The organism is Vibrio sp. D3 (assembly GCF_043995865.1).
Classification (GTDB): domain Bacteria; phylum Pseudomonadota; class Gammaproteobacteria; order Enterobacterales; family Vibrionaceae; genus Vibrio; species Vibrio diabolicus.
In genome coordinates, this window is record NZ_CP171887.1 from 1,200,041 (window position 1) to 1,217,014 (window position 16,974).

A 16,974-nucleotide genomic window follows, 5' to 3' on the forward strand; every position below is an offset into this window, starting at 1 on the left:
ATTGCTTTTATTGCCGCTTTATTATTAGCGGTATAGAATCCGTTCTCCTTTTCATCCCCTTACTCAGACTGACAATATGAAATTTCCTGGACAACGCAAATCGAAGCACTATTTTCCTGTTCATGCTCGTGACCCGCTGGTGAGCCAAGCACAAGAAAGCAAGAAGATGACGCGCACTCACATCATTGGTATTGACCAAACTTTGGTTGATATTGAAGTTAAAGTTACAACGGATGTGATTGAAAAGTACGGTCTGAGTAAAGGTCACTCTTTGGTTATTGATGACGAAAGAGCAGAAGAGTTGTACCAGCAACTTAAAGAAGAGAACTTAATTACCAATGAGTATGCAGGTGGCACAATTGGTAACACGCTACACAACTACTCTGTGCTAGCAGATGATCGCTCTACGCTGCTTGGAGTGATGAGCCAGGATATCAAAATTGGCAGCTATGGCTACCGTTACCTTTGTAATACATCAAGCCGCATGGACTTGAACTACCTACAAGGTGTTGATGGCGCTATCGGTCGTTGTTTCGCTCTTATTACAGAAGATGGTGAACGTACTTTTGCGATCAGTGAAGGGCAAATGAACCAACTGCATCCTGATAGCATTCCAGAAAAAATCTTTAAAAATGCATCGGCGCTTGTACTAACGTCATACTTAGTACGTTGTAAAGAAGGCGACCCAATGCCTGAAGCAACAATGAAAGCGATTGAGTACGCGAAAAAGAATGATGTACCTGTTGTTCTGACTCTTGGGACTAAGTTCGTTATTCAAGATGACCCGAAATATTGGCAAGAATTCATTCGAGATAACGTTTCAGTCGTTGCGATGAATGAAGATGAAGCAGAAGCACTGACGGGTGAGTCAGACCCACTTGCTGCATCTGATAAAACACTGGAGTGGGCAGATCTAGTATTGTGCACCGCGGGGCCTGTAGGCCTATTTATGGCGGGTTATACGGAAGACAGCGCGAAGCGCGAAACTTCTTTACCATTACTTCCGGGGTCAATCGCTGAATTTAATCGCTATGAATTTAGTCGTCCGGCGAAAAAAGATACATGTGAAACACCAATAAAAGTGTACTCACATATCTCGCCATATATGGGTGGTCCAGAAAAAATCAAGAATACCAATGGTGCAGGTGATGCTGCGTTATCTGCTGTTCTTCATGATATGGCGGCAAACAAATACCATAAAGAAAATGTGCCTAATTCAAGCAAGCACAGTAACGAATATTTAACTTACTCTTCTTTTTCTCAAGTATGTAAATACGCAAACCGTGCGAGCTACGAAGTTCTCGTGCAACATTCTCCACGTTTGTCACGTGGGCTTCCTGAGCGAGAAGATAGCCTAGAAGAAGCATACTGGGAACGTTAATACACAGTAGTTTAATTAACCATTCTATAACTAAAGTAAAAGGCGCATTAAAAAATGCGCCTTTTTTATTTGGATCATTACAAATAAAAAAGGCTCCCAATAGGAGCCTTTTAAAAAATAGCGCGAATTTAGATCAGGAAATCATCCAGAGATTTACCTGCATCAAGTTGCTCTTGAATTGCAGAAGGTGTACGACCTTGGCCTGTCCAAGTCTTCTCATTACCGTTTGAGTCTGTGTATTTGTATTTAGCTGGACGAGGTGCACGCTTCGCTTTGCCTTTCGTCTTAGTTTCGCCAGATAGCGCAGTAATAAGCGCTTCTACGTCAATACCGTCTTGAGCAATTTTCTCTGCGATCTCTGCTAGCTTAGCTTCTTGCTCAGCTTGTGCTGCACGTTCTGCTTCTTCTGCTTCACGACGCTCTTCTACGACAGTAGTTAGTTTATCTAGAGCTTCTTCCAATTGTTCTAGAGTCAGCTCACGAGAAAATGCACGAAGGCTACGGATATTTAGAAGGGTTTTAGTCAGCTCTGACATAACGATTCCTATTAAAAGGTTAATGTGTTGGGCACTTTTTATCGTTACGATTAAATAATGCCAATCTATAAATAAACAAAGAGTCCTTATATTTAACTTTATCTTTTCCTTATGTGCAAATACTAAATCAAGATTTTGTTTAAATTTAGCTATTTTTTTAAAGCAATAAATATTATTACACTCGAAATAAATCTTATTAGATGAGAATTGAAATCAACACTCGTTATTGTATAGAGATAGAGCCAGCTTGGTTTTTATAAAAAAAGTTGAGTTATTACTTAAAAATATGAAGCGTCCATCTTTGATGGAGTGTCATATATCCTTAATTTATTGATACAAGATAAACCATGATATTTTTAAGGTAGTAATAATGTTTCATAAATAACAAAATTGATGTGATTTCAGTTGCACAAAACTAACTTGAAGTAGACAAGGTTTATAAATTATCTCAGTCATTATTTATTTGTTTAATTTAGTTTGATGTGTTGCATTGACTCTCATCATAAGTACAATGGCTGCTACCTGATGCAATATTGCAGACAATTTGTTGTTAATTTGTACAGTTAGTGGTTAATTGTTTGTTGTTGCCGTAGAGGCGCGGTCTCGAAGAGTAGCTATTATTGGGGTGATGCCAATGAATAATAGTGGAAGGCGAAGATTGCCGAAGTAAGTAACTCATCAAAGTTACTTGCTGGGGTTGTATCTGAAAGGAACAACACTGCCATAGTATATATTCACATTAAACTATGGAGCGCTACTGTAGGGTTGGGTGGAGTGTTCGCTTCCCTGTCGCTAAGTTCAACATGAGCACGTATCGTATGCTACGTGACTTGTCTGCAGTAGATCTCTAGCCAAACTTTGGTTTTTGAAGATCATGAATTTAATAGATTTTTCTAGTTCTCCTGTTTCATTATTGCCACCTATTGTCGCTTTGACTTTGGCGATTCTGACTCGACGTGTATTAGTTTCCTTAGGTGTAGGTATCGTGCTGGGTGCGGTTCTACTTAATAGCTGGTCTATCGGTGATACCGTTAGTTACGTGAGTTCTCAAGTTTCTTCTGTCTTTATTGAAGATGGCGGAATTAACACTTGGAACATGAGCATTGTTGGTTTCCTAATCTTATTAGGTATGACAACTGCATTATTAACGCTATCTGGTGGTACTCGTGCATTTGCCGAATGGGCACAATCTCGAGTGAAGAGTAAACGCGGCTCCAAACTTCTTGCTGCCTTTTTAGGCGTATTCATTTTTGTCGACGATTACTTTAACAGTCTTGCTGTTGGTGCCATTTCTCGTCCAGTAACCGATCGTTTTTATGTGTCTCGCGCGAAGCTTGCATACATTCTAGACTCAACTGCTGCACCAATGTGTGTGATCATGCCTGCTTCTAGCTGGGGTGCTTACATTATTACGATCATCGGCGGTATCTTAGTCTCACATGGGATCACTGAGTATTCGGCTCTTGGCGCGTACGTTCGTCTTATTCCAATGAACTTCTACGCAGTTTTTGCACTGCTTATGGTGTTTGCTGTGGCGTGGTTTGGCCTCGATATCGGTAAGATGCGTGAGCATGAAATCTCTGCATCTCAAGGCCGCGGCTTTGATAAAGACAAAGAAAACGACTCGCAAGAAGCGCATGATCTAAACGAAGAGCTAGATATCCGTGAAAGCGAAAAGGGTAAAGTGTCAGACTTGGTACTTCCTATCGTGACGCTGATTATTGCGACTATCGCTTCTATGCTTTACACGGGTGGCCAAGCATTGGCGGCTGACGGCAAAGAGTTTGCGCTTCTAGGTGCGTTTGAAAATACAGATGTAGGCACATCACTAATCTACGGTAGCTTGCTTGGCTTAGCTGTCGCATTATTTACTGTTGTGAAGCAAGGTCTTCCAATGGGTGAAATTGCACGCACACTTTGGATTGGTGCTAAGTCTATGTTTGGAGCGATTCTAATCCTAGTATTTGCTTGGACTATCGGTTCGGTTATCGGTGACATGAAGACGGGTTCTTACCTTTCTACAATGGCTCAGGGCAATATCAATCCACATTGGCTACCAGTTATCCTATTCTTGTTGTCTGGTCTAATGGCATTTTCAACAGGTACTTCTTGGGGTACGTTCGGCATTATGCTTCCAATCGCGGGTGATATGGCTGGTGCAACCGATCTTGCGCTAATGCTCCCAATGCTAAGTGCAGTTTTAGCCGGTGCCGTTTTTGGTGACCATTGTTCACCTATCTCCGATACCACTATTCTGTCGTCGACTGGTGCACGTTGTAATCATATTGATCATGTATCGACCCAGTTGCCTTATGCATTGTCCGTGGCGCTAGTTTCCTGTGTTGGCTTCATTACTTTGGGGATGACTGCGTCAATTGCATTCTCATTCATCGCTGCATCAATCACATTTATTATTGTATGTGGAGCACTTTCTTGGTTGTCGAAGTCTAAAATGGCATCGTGCCAAAATGTCTAGTACAGCTCAGTATTTTTAATAAAGAGGAAGCTCCGCTAAATTTAGCGGAGCTTTTTTTTAACGCGATTTAGGTGAGGGGGGCAATCGCGTTTTTGGGGATAATCGTTTCGTGTTAAAAGCGAGCTATTTGTGTTCTGAGCACTCCTTTCTGTGCTGTGATAGAAAATCTATCAACCGACTTCTTCTTAGCTCTAAGCAAAGACTATGCCTAGTTTAAGTTGTTGATTTTAAAGGCGGTAATATCAAGAGGTTTATGATGAGGGGCTAAGTAAATGATATATGATGAGTTGTCTGTTACACAGTGTCACGTTACACCTGTACAGCAACTAAACATTTAAGTTGTATTTCTTTATTAGACGATAAAGCGTTGTTCTTGAAATACCAAGGTGACGTGCAGCCGCACTCATATTGTGCTTATTTTCTTCGATAGCTTGCAGTAGGTAGTCGAGATCAATTTGGTCCACTGAAGGGAGTAATTGCCTTTCATTATTATCAAGGCCCAAATCAGCGACGAGAAGCGTGTGATCTTCACACATGACAATCGCTCGTTGAATTACATTTCGCAGTTCTCTTACGTTACCTGGCCAACGATGCTTGAGGAGCTTGGCTTTCACTTTATCCGACATTTTTTGTACCTGACCATGAGACAAATCTGTTAAGAAGTGTTCTGATAACATAAGGATATCTTTCCCACGCTTTCTCAGTGGAGGAATGGTTAATGGCAAGATATTAAGCCGATAGAATAAATCTTCACGGAATCCACCTTGTACAACCTCATTTTTCAAATCCACGTGGCTCGCAGCAATGACTCTACAGTCCACGTCAATGAATTTATCAGCGCCGACTTTATGGATTTGCTTACTCTCTAAAAAGTGCAGAAGGTGGATTTGTAGATCCGGCGGCATATCACCAATCTCATCTAGGAATAGGGTACCTTTATGCGCTTTTTGAATAAAACCGATACGATCTGAAATCGCTCCTGTAAATGCTCCTTTTTCGTGACCGAAAAGTTCGGACGCAATAAGACCACTTGGAATTGCGCCGCAGTTAACTTCAACAAAAGGTGCCGAGTGTCTGTTCGACAACTGATGAATAAGACGAGCACAGAGACCTTTGCCCACCCCTGTTTCACCCTGAATGAGTACTTCAGCATCACATTGAGCGTACTTTTGGATTGCCGTGCGAAGTTCTTGGATACATGCACTATTGCCGATTAATGGGTATAGTGCTGTATCGCTGAAATCCACAGCTTGTTTGTTACTACCGTTACGCAGTTTCATGGTTAATCACTATTTTTTGCCCCACTAAAATAATAGTTTTGAATGAGTCGTCTCAAACGTGAGTGGATGTCTCTCTATTGAGAATTATGTCAATTACTAAGGGCGGTGAGATCTAAATAGTTGTTTTGATGAAAATTCATACTATTCTTCTTTTTCTTTAAGAATAGGGTTGAATAGAAACCTAATTTCTACCCAGATACTCAACTGAAAGTAAATTTAAATCCTTTAAAATCAAGTAATTATAAAAAATAGTTAGAAAATGCTAAATTCAGTATTGAAAAATATAGAATCCTTGGTTAGTGTGGTTACTAACAAAGCAACTCAATAGAGCCTTAAATAAGTATGCGTAATTTTGTAATGAACATTCATCACCATCATCACCCAATCTAGTCTTTCGGGCGATGTGCGCATACCCGGGAGGCAGGAAACTCCCGGAGGTGAAATCAAAGTAAAAGCAGATTTTAAACCCTCGGGAGACTCCAATCTCTCGAGGGTTTTTTAGTTTTATTAATCCAAAAATTACTTAGATATCAAAATCTTGCACAGGGAAAAAGCAATGCAAACACAACGCTTAAGAATCGCAATTCAGAAAAAAGGTCGCCTTAGCAAAGAGAGCCAAGCTCTGCTAAAACAGTGCGGCGTAAAATTTAATGTAATGGGTGAGCGTTTAGTGGTTCACTCGGAGAACATGCCAATTGATTTGCTTTTGGTTCGTGACGATGACATCCCTGGCTTGATCATGGATGGTGTTGTTGACTTAGGTTTCATTGGTGAAAATGAATTGGAAGAAGTTCGTCTAGATCGTAAAGCTCTGGGTGAACCATGTGAGTTTGTACAACTTCGTCGACTTGACTTTGGCGGTTGTCGCTTGTCTATCGCTATCGACAAGGATGAAGAGTACAACGGTCCACAAGACTTAGCCGGTAAGCGTATTGCCACAACTTACCCTCAACTCCTAAAAGCTTACATGGATGAAGCAGGCGTTCCATTCTCCACATGTATGCTAACTGGCTCTGTAGAAGTTGCACCTCGCGCAGGTCTAGCTGACGCTATTGCTGATTTGGTATCGACTGGCGCAACGTTAGAAGCGAATGGCTTAAAAGAAGCGGAAGTGATCTTTAAATCTAAAGCGACGCTGATTCAACGTATCGGTGAGTTTGATGCAGACAAAACAGCACTGATTGAAAAACTACTGACTCGCATGCAAGGCGTACAACAAGCGAAAGAGTCTAAGTACATCATGCTTCACGCGCCAGCTGAAAAGCTCGATCAAATCAAAGCACTACTTCCTGGTGCTGAGGATCCTACGGTTCTTCCTCTTTCTGCAGATAAGCAGAAAATGGCTGTTCACTTAGTGAGTTCTGAGAACCTGTTCTGGGAAACCATGGAACAGCTAAAAGAGTTAGGTGCTAGCTCAATCCTAGTGCTACCAATTGAAAAAATGATGGAGTAAACATCATGAGAACAGTCGTTTGGCAATCTTTAAGTGAAGAGCAGCAAGATTCGATCTTAGAACGTCCTGCTATTGCAGAAGGTGCAAATATCACTGCAGCAGTGTCTGAGGTTATCGCTAAAGTTAGAAATGAAGGCGACTCTGCTCTCAACGAGCTGACAGAAAAGTTTGATCGCGTTAAACCTGAGTCCATTCGTGTTTCTTCTCAGGAAATTAAAGCCGCTTCAGAGCGCTTGTCTGAATCAATGAAAAACGCATTAGAGCAAGCTTATGCCAATATTTCTAAATTCCACAAAGCGCAAAAGCCACAGCCAATTAAAGTCGAAACTCAACCGGGTGTGCTTTGTGAACAAGTAACACGTCCAATTCAAAAAGTGGGTTTGTACATTCCTGGTGGTAGCGCGCCATTGCCATCGACGGTTTTGATGCTTGGCGTGCCTGCGAAAATTGCTGGCTGTCGTAAAGTTGTGCTTTGCTCTCCGCCTCCAATCGCTGACGAGATCCTTTACGTAGCAAAATTGTGTGGCATTGATGAAGTGTACAACGTCGGTGGTGGTCAAGCTGTTGCTGCAATGGCATATGGTACAGAGACCGTATCAAAAGTTGATAAGATTTTTGGCCCGGGTAACGCTTACGTGACGGAAGCAAAGCGTCAGGTGAGCAATGATTTCCGTGGCGCAGCGATTGATATGCCAGCGGGTCCTTCGGAAGTTCTTGTGATTGCGGATGAAACAGCGGACCCAGATTTTATTGCGGCGGACCTTCTAAGTCAGGCAGAGCATGGACCTGACTCTCAAGTTGTACTTGTGACGCCATCAGCCATTATTGCAGATCAGGTGACAGATGCCGTTCGTCGTCAATTGAAAGAGTTGTCTCGTTCAGAGATTGCAGAAAAAGCGCTCGCATCGAGTTTAATCATTATTGCTGAATCGATCACCCAAGCAATCTCTATTTCTAATTATTATGGTCCTGAGCACTTAATTGTTCAGACTAAGAACCCTCGCGAGCTTCTTCCTCTATTAGATAACGCAGGTTCGATCTTCCTTGGTGATTGGTCGCCTGAATCTGCAGGTGATTACGCATCGGGCACTAACCACGTTCTTCCTACTTACGGTTATACACGGACATATTCAAGCTTAGGTTTGGCTGATTTTTCTAAACGAATGACGGTTCAAGAGCTTTCAGCTGACGGTCTTAAAAATCTTGCGCCAACGGTTGTCACCATGGCTGAAGCAGAAGGTCTGGACGCCCACAAACGTGCTGTTACTATCCGTGTAGAAAAATTAGCAAGTAAGTAAGAATAAGAGAGTAATGAGATGGAAAAGCTAGCGCGTAAACAAGTCCAACAACTAACACCTTATCTTTCGGCTCGCCGAATTGGTGGAACAGGTGACGTATGGCTGAACGCCAACGAATCGCCATTCAACAATGAATACAAAACAGACTTTGCTCGTCTTAATCGTTACAGCGAATGCCAGCCGAAAGAACTGATTTCTGCTTACGCCGCGTATGCTGGAGTGAAGCCAGAACAAACGCTGACTTCTCGCGGAGCAGATGAAGGTATTGAGTTATTGATTCGTGCTTTCTGTGAACCGGGTGAAGACGCGATTTTATACTGCCCACCGACTTACGGTATGTACGCCATCAGTGCAGAAACCATCGGTGTAGAGCGCAAAACGGTGCCGCTAACGTCAGATTGGCAACTAGACCTTGCAGGCATCGAAGCGAATCTAGATAACGTGAAACTGGTTTTCGTATGCTCGCCAAACAACCCAACGGGTAACTTAGTTAAGCGTGACGATATTGTCTCTCTGCTTGAGATGACAAAAGACCGCGCAATCGTGGTCATGGACGAAGCGTACATTGATTTTTGTCCAGAAGCGTCAACAGTAGATTTACTGGCAGAATATCCAAATCTAGCGATTCTGCGTACTCTGTCGAAAGCTTTCGCGCTTGCAGGTCTGCGTTGTGGATTTACGCTTGCGAACGAAGAGCTGATTAATGTACTTCTTAAAGTTATCGCACCTTACCCAGTCCCAGTTCCAGTGGCAGAAATTGCTACTCAAGCGCTCTCAGAAGCAGGATTAGCGCGAGCGAAGTTCCAAGTTCTCGATTTGAACGCGAACCGAGCTTACTTACAAGTTGGTTTGTCGATGATTCCGGGTCTGGAGGTCTTTGAAGGGTGGGGTAACTACTTATTGGTGAAATTCCCAGATGGCGATGCTCTTTTCAAAGCCGCTTGGGATACGGGCATTATCCTGCGTAACTCGCCAATTGAGAACTGCGTGCGTATCAGTGTTGGTAACCGCGACGAGTGTGAAAAGACACTGGGTTTCATTAGAAACTACTATTCATAAATAGAATTCTCAACGTTCTCGGTTTATGCCGAGAACGAAACAAGATTAGTAATAAGGAAGTTCGAGTGAGCAAGCAACAAAAAATCCTATTTATCGACCGAGATGGCACGCTGATTGTTGAGCCACCGATTGATTTCCAAGTTGACTGCTTGGATAAGTTAAAACTAGAGCCATTTGTTATCCCAAGCCTGTTGTCGTTGCAGGATGCTGGATACCGTCTAGTGATGGTCACTAACCAAGATGGTTTGGGTACTGACAGCTACCCACAAGCTGATTTTGATGCACCGCACAACATGATGATGGAGATCTTCGAGTCTCAAGGTGTGAAGTTCGATGACGTGTTGATTTGTCCTCACTTTGAAGAAGATAACTGCTCTTGCCGTAAGCCTAAGCTAGGCATGGTGAAAGAGTACCTTCAAGGTGGCAAAGTTGATTTCCAAAACTCTGTCGTGATTGGCGATCGTCAAACCGATCTTCAACTTGCAGAAAACATGGCAATTCGTGGTATTCAATACAACCCAGAAACCATGGGTTGGAAACAGATCCTGAAAGATCTGACGGTGAAAGCTCGTGTTGCTGAAGTTATTCGTACCACGAAAGAAACGGACATCAAAGTTGCGGTTAATCTTGATGAGCAAGGCGGTAACGATATCTCAACGGGTCTTGGTTTCTTCGACCACATGTTGGATCAAATTGCGACGCACGGTGGATTCCAGATGGTGTGCAAAGTAGAAGGTGATCTACACATTGATGATCACCACACGGTCGAAGATACCGCTCTTGCGTTAGGTCAAGCATTGAAAGAAGCACTGGGTGACAAACGTGGTATTGGTCGCTTTGGCTTTAGCCTGCCAATGGATGAGTGCTTGGCACAATGTGCACTAGATCTATCTGGTCGTCCTTACCTTAAGTTCGACGCGCAGTTTAGTCGTGAGCAAGTGGGGGACCTTTCAACAGAGATGGTAGTTCACTTCTTCCGTTCTTTAACTGACACACTAGCGTGTACACTGCACCTTTCTTCTGCGGGCAACAATGATCACCACATCATTGAGAGCCTATTTAAAGCGTTTGGTCGTACTCTGCGCCAAGCAATCAAAGTAGAAGGCACTGAGCTACCGAGTAGTAAAGGCGTACTTTAAGGCTAACGTTAGCAAGGAGAAAAACAGTGACAGAACAGAAAGTTGTCATTATCGATACTGGCTGTGCCAACGTTTCTTCGGTGAAGTTTGCCATTGAACGCCTAGGCTATGACGTAACGATTTCAAAAGATCCACAAGTTGTATTGTCGGCAGATAAGTTATTCCTACCGGGAGTGGGAACCGCCAGCGAAGCGATGAAAAACCTAGAAGAGCGTGACCTTATCAGCTTGGTAAAACAGGTAGAAAAGCCGCTATTAGGTATCTGTTTAGGCATGCAGCTGTTGGGCAAAGTGTCTCAAGAAAAAGGCCAGAAAGCCGACGAGTTAGTTGAGTGTCTTGGACTTTGCGATGGCGAAGTAAAGCTGCTTCAAACCGGCGATTTGCCACTGCCGCATATGGGTTGGAATACCGTTTCTGCAAAAGCAGGCAATCCGTTGTTCAAAGGCATTGAAGAGGGTGAGTACTTCTATTTTGTGCACAGCTTTGCGATGCCAGTTGGAGACTACACCATTGCTGAATGTGATTACGGAAATCCATTCACTGCTGCGGTTCAAAGCGGTAACTATTATGGTGTGCAATTCCACCCAGAGCGTTCTTCAAAAGCGGGCGCGAAGCTTATTCAAAACTTCTTAGAATTATAAAAGGGATTTAGTGTGATTATTCCAGCTCTTGATTTAATTGAAGGACAGGTGGTTCGCCTTTATCAAGGTGATTACGGCCAAGTAACCGAGTACAAAGTCGACCCAGCAGAGCAGTTCAACTTGTACCACCAAGCAGGTGCCAACTGGCTGCACTTGGTGGATTTAACTGGCGCGAAAGACACGACAGCACGTCAACTTGATTTGATTGCAAAGCTACTCGCAAGCACGCCAGCGAACATCCAAATCGGTGGTGGAGTGCGTACAGAGCAAGACGTGATTGATCTGTTAGAAGCCGGTGCTCAACGTGTTGTGGTTGGTTCTACAGCAGTAAAACAACCAGAGCTTGTGAAAGGTTGGATGGAAAAATACGGCGCAGAGAAAATCGTTCTCGCGCTAGACATCAACATCGATCAAGACGGCACGCGTAAAGTGGCGATCTCTGGTTGGCAAGAAGACTCAGGCGTGACTATCGAAGCTCTAATCAACGATTACCTGACGGTAGGTCTACAACACGTGCTTTGCACGGACATTTCTCGTGACGGTACGTTAGCGGGTTCAAACGTTGAGCTTTACGTCGACCTATGTAAACAGTACCCACAAGTGCAGTTCCAATCTTCAGGCGGCATCGGCTCATTAGCGGATATCGAAGCGCTAAAAGGCAGCGGTGTTGCTGGTGTGATTGTTGGTCGTGCATTGTTAGATGGTAAGTTCACAGCAGAGGAGGCGTTTGCATGTTGGCAAAGCGAATAATTCCATGTCTTGATGTTCGTGATGGACAAGTGGTGAAGGGCGTCCAGTTCCGCAACCACGAAATCATTGGTGACATCGTTCCTCTGGCGCAGCGTTATGCTGAAGAAGGCGCTGACGAGCTTGTGTTCTACGATATTACCGCTTCAAGTGATGGGCGTGTCGTTGATAAAAGTTGGGTCGCTCGCGTTGCAGAAGTGATTGATATTCCGTTCTGTGTGGCTGGTGGCATTAAATCAGCAGAGGACGCGGCGCGCATTCTTGAGTTTGGTGCAGATAAGGTATCTATTAACTCTCCTGCCTTGGCGAACCCTCAGTTGATTACTGACCTTGCTGATAAGTTTGGTGTGCAATGTATCGTCGTTGGTATAGATTCATACTACGACAAAGAGACAGGTAAGTATCAGGTTTACCAGTTTACTGGTGATGAAGAACGCACCAAAGCGACCCAATGGGAAACGCGTGATTGGGTGCAAGAAGTACAAAAACGCGGCGCTGGTGAAATCGTACTTAACATGATGAACCAAGACGGCGTGCGTAACGGCTACGATATTGAACAACTTAATATGGTGCGTGAAGTGTGTAACGTGCCATTGATTGCATCGGGTGGTGCAGGTGCCATGGAGCACTTCGCAGAAGCCTACCAAAAAGCAAATGTGGATGGCGCGCTTGCCGCATCGGTATTCCACAAGCAAGTCATCAATATTGGTGAACTAAAGCAGTATTTGAAACAACAAGGCATTGAGGTACGACTATGAGTGTGAAAGCCGCCGAAGTAAGTTCGCTAGCTGAGCGAATCAACTGGGAAAAGGTGGATGGTCTGGTACCTGCCATCGTACAAGATTTCCAATCAAGCCAAGTGCTGATGATGGGTTACATGAACCAAGATGCGTTGGCAAAAACGGGCGAAACAGGTCAAGTGACGTTTTTTTCTCGTACCAAGCAACGTCTTTGGACGAAAGGTGAGACTTCTGGCAACGTATTGCAATTGGTGAACATGCAGCTCGATTGCGACAACGATACGCTACTGGTGAAAGTGAATCCCATTGGTCCTACGTGTCACTTGGGTAACACAACTTGCTGGGATGTGGACCCTCAAGAGGAGTCACAAATGGTGTGGCTTCATCAACTTGAGCAGCTATTGGCTGCCCGCAAGAGTGCCGACCCAGATTCCTCTTATACTGCCAGTCTTTATGCCCGTGGCACCAAGCGTATTTCGCAAAAAGTTGGCGAAGAAGGCGTTGAAGTCGCGCTTGCGGCGACGTCGGGCGATAAGGCGGAGTTAGTGTGTGAATCTGCAGATTTGATTTATCACTTAATGGTATTGCTTCAAGACCAAGGCTTATCGATGAATGACGTAGTGAACAAACTGAAAGAGCGTCATAAGTAAGCTTGCGATAGATAAGTGAAAGTCCCTATGCTCTCGAGCCTAGGGGCTTTTTTAATTTAGTGTTCTTGATTCGGGGCAAAAACCGGCAACAGTGCTGGTGGCGATTAGATTCCGAATCACACTCGTCCCTCGCTGTTCAGAATGACGGTATATTTTCTAATGGTGCTTGCAGTAGAGTTATTTACTTCAAGCCAGTACATATATTCACGTCACTCCAACGAGCCTAGGCGAGATCAGGAATCTCATTAAAGAGAGCTCAATAAGCTAGGAGTGGATGGGATGCCTACCCACAACACTTTTTAAACTTTTTACCGCTTCCACAGATACACGGGTCGTTGCGACCTACTTTTAGGCTATTCACTGGCTGGCTCAAGCGTGGATCCTGTTCTGGTTCTTCTTCTTCTGGCTCTTCTTCAGGAAATGTGCCGTCAATGTAGTACCAAAGCCCATTTTCTTTTACGAAGCGAGAACGTTCTGTCATACAGTAGCGTTTGCCGTCTTCATCAAAATAAGCGCTAAACTCGACAAAGCCTTCATTGTCATTACTGCCAGCTTCTGTTTTTAATACTTCAAGCTTGCACCAATCGCTGTCGATAGATTGGGCAATGCCTTCTCGTTGTTCTTCTGCATTACAGCTTGGGTGGTACGTGTTTACCACGTAATCTACTAGATCTAACACATGCGCACTGTAACGAGAGCGCATTAACTGCTCCGGAGTGGTAACGTCAGCATGGTTATTGTGGGCAATTTCACAACACTGTTGGTAGGTGCGGTTAGAGCAGCAAGGACAAGAAGAAGCCATAAAATGAAATCTCGATTAATTAAGCGGTAAAAACAAACAACCTCACAATTGCGAGGCTGGAGGTGAGGCATTATAGCGGTTTAGGGCGTTTGAGACAGCAGTTCTTGAGCCCACTCGGTAGATTGATTAAAAGCGTCTGCTAATTGAGGCTCGGTTAATTTAAGAACGGTGCAATACCGCTCAGCTAATTCCCAGTCTGCTTGTTCGTAGGCGATCGTCATTGAAAGTAAGTGGCCAAGTACGCCTTTTCGACTGGTTAATGCGAGTTTTATATCTTCGTCAACGGGGATATCTTCAATGACATCCGAGAGCGGTTGATCGAGCAAAGATCCGAGTAAAGAAAACATGCCTGTCAAAAAAGCCTGCCCAGGGTCATACCTAGTGTTCATTTGACTAAGTAACAGTTCACACATTCTTGCACGCTGAATCGCTAAAGAGTAAAGAGAGTCAGGTTTATCTTCTTGAACGGACGCAATGGCAACTAAGGAAATAAAGCGTCGTAGTCGCTCTTCACCCAGATAAATAAGCGCTTGTCTGAACGACTTAATCTTAGTCGTTAATGTATATCCTGAATTTACGTAAGTAAGCAGCTTGTATGACAGCGTCACATCAATCGAAAACAGACGTTCAACCTCATTGAAGTCGATGGGCTTATCTGCAATCTCTTTACACAGCTGGATGACGGTAAGAAACGCGGGGTTCAACCGTTTTTTCTGGATCATCTCAGGTTTGCTAAAAAAATACCCCTGAAAGTAGTTAAAGCCGGCTTCTAAAGCTTGCTCAAACTCTTCGTAGGTCTCTACTTTTTCCGCAAGAAAGTCGATTTTAAATGGGCTTAATGCCTGAATAAAAATAGCGGCTTTCTTAATCGGTACGAGTCGAATGTCAAACTTGATCATGGAAACGTATGGAAGAAAACGTTTCCAAGCCTTCGTCGGCACAAAATCATCTAAAGCAATTTTGTATCCGCATTCATGAAGGTGCTTGATTGCTTCTAGCAACTCTTCTGTCGGTTCACAATCTTCAAGGACTTCAATGACGAGAGACTCTTTGGGAAACAGAGTTGGGACCAGATTCACCAAGCTTTGATGCGGAAAGTTAACAAAGCCAAGTTTGTTCCCTAATGTGTTGTAATGCGTCGACAAAAAATGATCGGATAGCAGTCGACTAGTAGCCAGCTCTGGTTCTACTTCAGGGAAGGTATTTTTAGGACCGTCTCGAAAGAGAAGTTCGTAACCTATGGTTCGTTTTTCTCTATCCAGAATCGGTTGGCGAGCTACGTAAGAATACTTCAATTAGGTACTTCGTTCTGTTTAACTTAGTATTATGATAATAGCGATTTTTTACAAAATATCTACGACTTGAGCGTGAATCTTCTACACGCTCTACATGCTTAACGCAAATTCTGTATGAATGGTCTCGTTTGTAGGTCAAAGCCATCAGAATTTACTTGTAAAACTGAGCCTTGCGTATACCAATCCCCTAAAACTATCCGGGTCTTTTTAACGCCATCGACGTCAAAAAAATGTGTATTCGGGCGATGAGTGTGACCATGAATCATTAAGTTGACGCAATTCTGAGACATCACTTTCTCGACTTCATTTTGATTGACGTCCATGATGTCTAAAGGCTTGCTCATTTTATCATCGCGAATATCGGATTGAACTTTTGAGACAATTTTCTTCTTAATAAACCAAGGAATGTGATTAAACAGCCACTGCAACCAAGGTTGATGAACAGTCTTACGGAATTTTTGATAATCAATGTCGTCAGTACACAGGGTGTCACCGTGGAGAATAACCGCTTTAGTACCATAAAGGTCTATGAGGCTAACTTCATCCAGTAATGTAATGCCTGTCTCTTTACAGAAGCGTTTTCCCAATAGGAAGTCGCGATTGCCCTGAATGAAATAAACAGGAACGCCAGTCTTTGTTAGTTGCTGGAACTCAGTACGGATTTGATTGGCAAAAGGAGTTTTGTCATCGTCTCCAACCCAAAACTCGAACAGATCGCCTAATACATAAAGTGCATCGGCTTTCGTTGCTTCTGTTCGCATGAACGTCACAAAACATTCCGTAATATCCGGACGCGATGGGGTGAGGTGAAGATCGGAAATAAATAATGTTGTCATAGAAATAAGGGGAAGCGATGCCTCCCCATTAACTTATCTCTTAGAAATAATTCTTACGAATTATTCTTCAATTGTTGTACCAGTGATTACTACGTCCTCTAGAGGTACGTCTTGGTGCATGCCGTAAGAACCAGTGCTAACGCCTTTGATCTTATTTACGATGTCCATGCCTTCTACAACTTCACCGAATACACAGTAACCCCAACCATCTAGGCTTTCGCTACGGAAATCTAGGAATGTGTTGTTGTTTACGTTGATAAAGAACTGAGAGCTTGCTGAATGCGGCTCCATAGTACGCGCCATAGCAAGTGTACCCACTTTGTTGCTTAGGCCGTTGTTTGCTTCGTTCTTGATAGGTGCACGTGATGCTTTTTCACGTAGACCAGGTTCCATGCCACCACCTTGGATCATGAAACCGTCAATAACACGGTGGAAAAGAGTGTTGTCGTAAAAGCCATCGCGGCAGTACTGAAGGAAGTTTGCGCTAGTCTCTGGCGCTTTCTCTTCGTTTAGTTGAATCTTGATGTCACCAAAATTAGTGTGAAGGGTGATCATGCTACTTTCCTTTACTGTGTTGTGTTGAGCCCGAGATTCTAGCCTAAGTTCTAGTGCTTTAAAAACTCAGGAAGAGGAAATTCTTC

General features: G+C 43.6%; 16 protein-coding genes, 1 riboswitch and 1 other annotated feature. Of the genes, 10 read left to right on the forward strand and 6 right to left on the reverse strand.

Annotated features, from left to right (window positions below; all coding sequences use genetic code 11):
- The first annotated feature begins 76 nt into the window (after window positions 1–76).
- Window positions 77–1,381, forward strand: a complete 1,305-nt coding sequence (locus ACHFJ9_RS13620) for an inosine/guanosine kinase (RefSeq protein WP_395357130.1) — start codon at window positions 77–79, stop codon at window positions 1,379–1,381.
- 128 nt (window positions 1,382–1,509) lie between these two features.
- Here the strand turns inward: ACHFJ9_RS13620 and ACHFJ9_RS13625 are convergent, their stop codons facing one another.
- The gene (locus tag ACHFJ9_RS13625) at window positions 1,510–1,917 is read right to left on the reverse strand and encodes an H-NS family nucleoid-associated regulatory protein (protein WP_005390863.1); all 408 of its coding nucleotides are present in this window, start codon (window positions 1,915–1,917) and stop codon (window positions 1,510–1,512) included.
- A gap of 582 nt (window positions 1,918–2,499) precedes the next feature.
- Window positions 2,500–2,682, forward strand: a riboswitch (Lysine riboswitch).
- Window positions 2,683–2,791: 109 nt separating this feature from the next.
- Between ACHFJ9_RS13625 and tet(35) the strand changes: the two genes are divergently transcribed.
- Window positions 2,792–4,393, forward strand: a complete 1,602-nt coding sequence (gene tet(35) / locus ACHFJ9_RS13630; protein WP_005390865.1) for a tetracycline efflux Na+/H+ antiporter family transporter Tet(35) — start codon at window positions 2,792–2,794, stop codon at window positions 4,391–4,393.
- Window positions 4,394–4,719: 326 nt separating this feature from the next.
- Here tet(35) and ACHFJ9_RS13635 read toward each other — a convergent pair whose 3' ends face one another.
- Complete coding sequence (locus ACHFJ9_RS13635) at window positions 4,720–5,673, reverse strand: sigma-54-dependent Fis family transcriptional regulator (protein ID WP_237308458.1); 954 nt, start codon at window positions 5,671–5,673, stop codon at window positions 4,720–4,722.
- A 365-nt stretch (window positions 5,674–6,038) separates the two neighbouring features.
- Window positions 6,039–6,176, forward strand: a sequence feature (His leader region).
- Window positions 6,177–6,229: 53 nt separating this feature from the next.
- Here ACHFJ9_RS13635 and hisG point away from each other — a divergent pair.
- From hisG to hisIE, 8 genes are all read left to right on the forward strand, one after another.
- Window positions 6,230–7,126, forward strand: coding sequence for an ATP phosphoribosyltransferase (hisG, locus tag ACHFJ9_RS13640; RefSeq protein WP_005390869.1), 897 nt, complete (start codon window positions 6,230–6,232; stop codon window positions 7,124–7,126).
- Between the two features lie 5 nt (window positions 7,127–7,131).
- Window positions 7,132–8,424 (forward strand): histidinol dehydrogenase, encoded by a 1,293-nt coding sequence (gene hisD, locus ACHFJ9_RS13645; protein ID WP_005390871.1) that lies wholly within the window; start codon window positions 7,132–7,134, stop codon window positions 8,422–8,424.
- 18 nt (window positions 8,425–8,442) lie between these two features.
- The gene (hisC, locus tag ACHFJ9_RS13650; protein WP_053807212.1) at window positions 8,443–9,483 is read left to right on the forward strand and encodes a histidinol-phosphate transaminase; all 1,041 of its coding nucleotides are present in this window, start codon (window positions 8,443–8,445) and stop codon (window positions 9,481–9,483) included.
- Between the two features lie 65 nt (window positions 9,484–9,548).
- On the forward strand, window positions 9,549–10,622 hold the full coding sequence (gene hisB / locus ACHFJ9_RS13655) for a bifunctional histidinol-phosphatase/imidazoleglycerol-phosphate dehydratase HisB (RefSeq protein WP_395357134.1): 1,074 nt from the start codon (window positions 9,549–9,551) through the stop codon (window positions 10,620–10,622).
- A 26-nt stretch (window positions 10,623–10,648) separates the two neighbouring features.
- On the forward strand, window positions 10,649–11,263 hold the full coding sequence (hisH, locus tag ACHFJ9_RS13660; RefSeq protein WP_006743042.1) for an imidazole glycerol phosphate synthase subunit HisH: 615 nt from the start codon (window positions 10,649–10,651) through the stop codon (window positions 11,261–11,263).
- A 12-nt stretch (window positions 11,264–11,275) separates the two neighbouring features.
- A complete protein-coding gene (gene hisA / locus ACHFJ9_RS13665) occupies window positions 11,276–12,013 on the forward strand; it encodes a 1-(5-phosphoribosyl)-5-[(5-phosphoribosylamino)methylideneamino]imidazole-4-carboxamide isomerase (RefSeq protein WP_005470302.1) in 738 nt (245 codons plus the stop codon).
- On the forward strand, window positions 11,995–12,768 hold the full coding sequence (gene hisF, locus ACHFJ9_RS13670; protein ID WP_004749837.1) for an imidazole glycerol phosphate synthase subunit HisF: 774 nt from the start codon (window positions 11,995–11,997) through the stop codon (window positions 12,766–12,768). The genes hisA and hisF overlap by 19 nt, the downstream gene beginning before the upstream one ends.
- A complete protein-coding gene (gene hisIE, locus ACHFJ9_RS13675; RefSeq protein ID WP_005533681.1) occupies window positions 12,765–13,400 on the forward strand; it encodes a bifunctional phosphoribosyl-AMP cyclohydrolase/phosphoribosyl-ATP diphosphatase HisIE in 636 nt (211 codons plus the stop codon). The genes hisF and hisIE overlap by 4 nt, the downstream gene beginning before the upstream one ends.
- Window positions 13,401–13,683: 283 nt before the next feature.
- Here hisIE and ACHFJ9_RS13680 read toward each other — a convergent pair whose 3' ends face one another.
- The 4 genes from ACHFJ9_RS13680 to ACHFJ9_RS13695 form a co-directional block, all read right to left on the reverse strand.
- A complete protein-coding gene (locus tag ACHFJ9_RS13680) occupies window positions 13,684–14,202 on the reverse strand; it encodes a YchJ family protein (RefSeq protein WP_317395021.1) in 519 nt (172 codons plus the stop codon).
- 80 nt (window positions 14,203–14,282) lie between these two features.
- On the reverse strand, window positions 14,283–15,497 hold the full coding sequence (locus ACHFJ9_RS13685; protein ID WP_005378158.1) for an EAL and HDOD domain-containing protein: 1,215 nt from the start codon (window positions 15,495–15,497) through the stop codon (window positions 14,283–14,285).
- Window positions 15,498–15,595: 98 nt separating this feature from the next.
- On the reverse strand, window positions 15,596–16,333 hold the full coding sequence (lpxH, locus tag ACHFJ9_RS13690) for a UDP-2,3-diacylglucosamine diphosphatase (RefSeq protein ID WP_006743038.1): 738 nt from the start codon (window positions 16,331–16,333) through the stop codon (window positions 15,596–15,598).
- A gap of 60 nt (window positions 16,334–16,393) precedes the next feature.
- On the reverse strand, window positions 16,394–16,888 hold the full coding sequence (locus ACHFJ9_RS13695) for a peptidylprolyl isomerase (protein ID WP_005390900.1): 495 nt from the start codon (window positions 16,886–16,888) through the stop codon (window positions 16,394–16,396).
- Window positions 16,889–16,974: the final 86 nt, after the last annotated feature.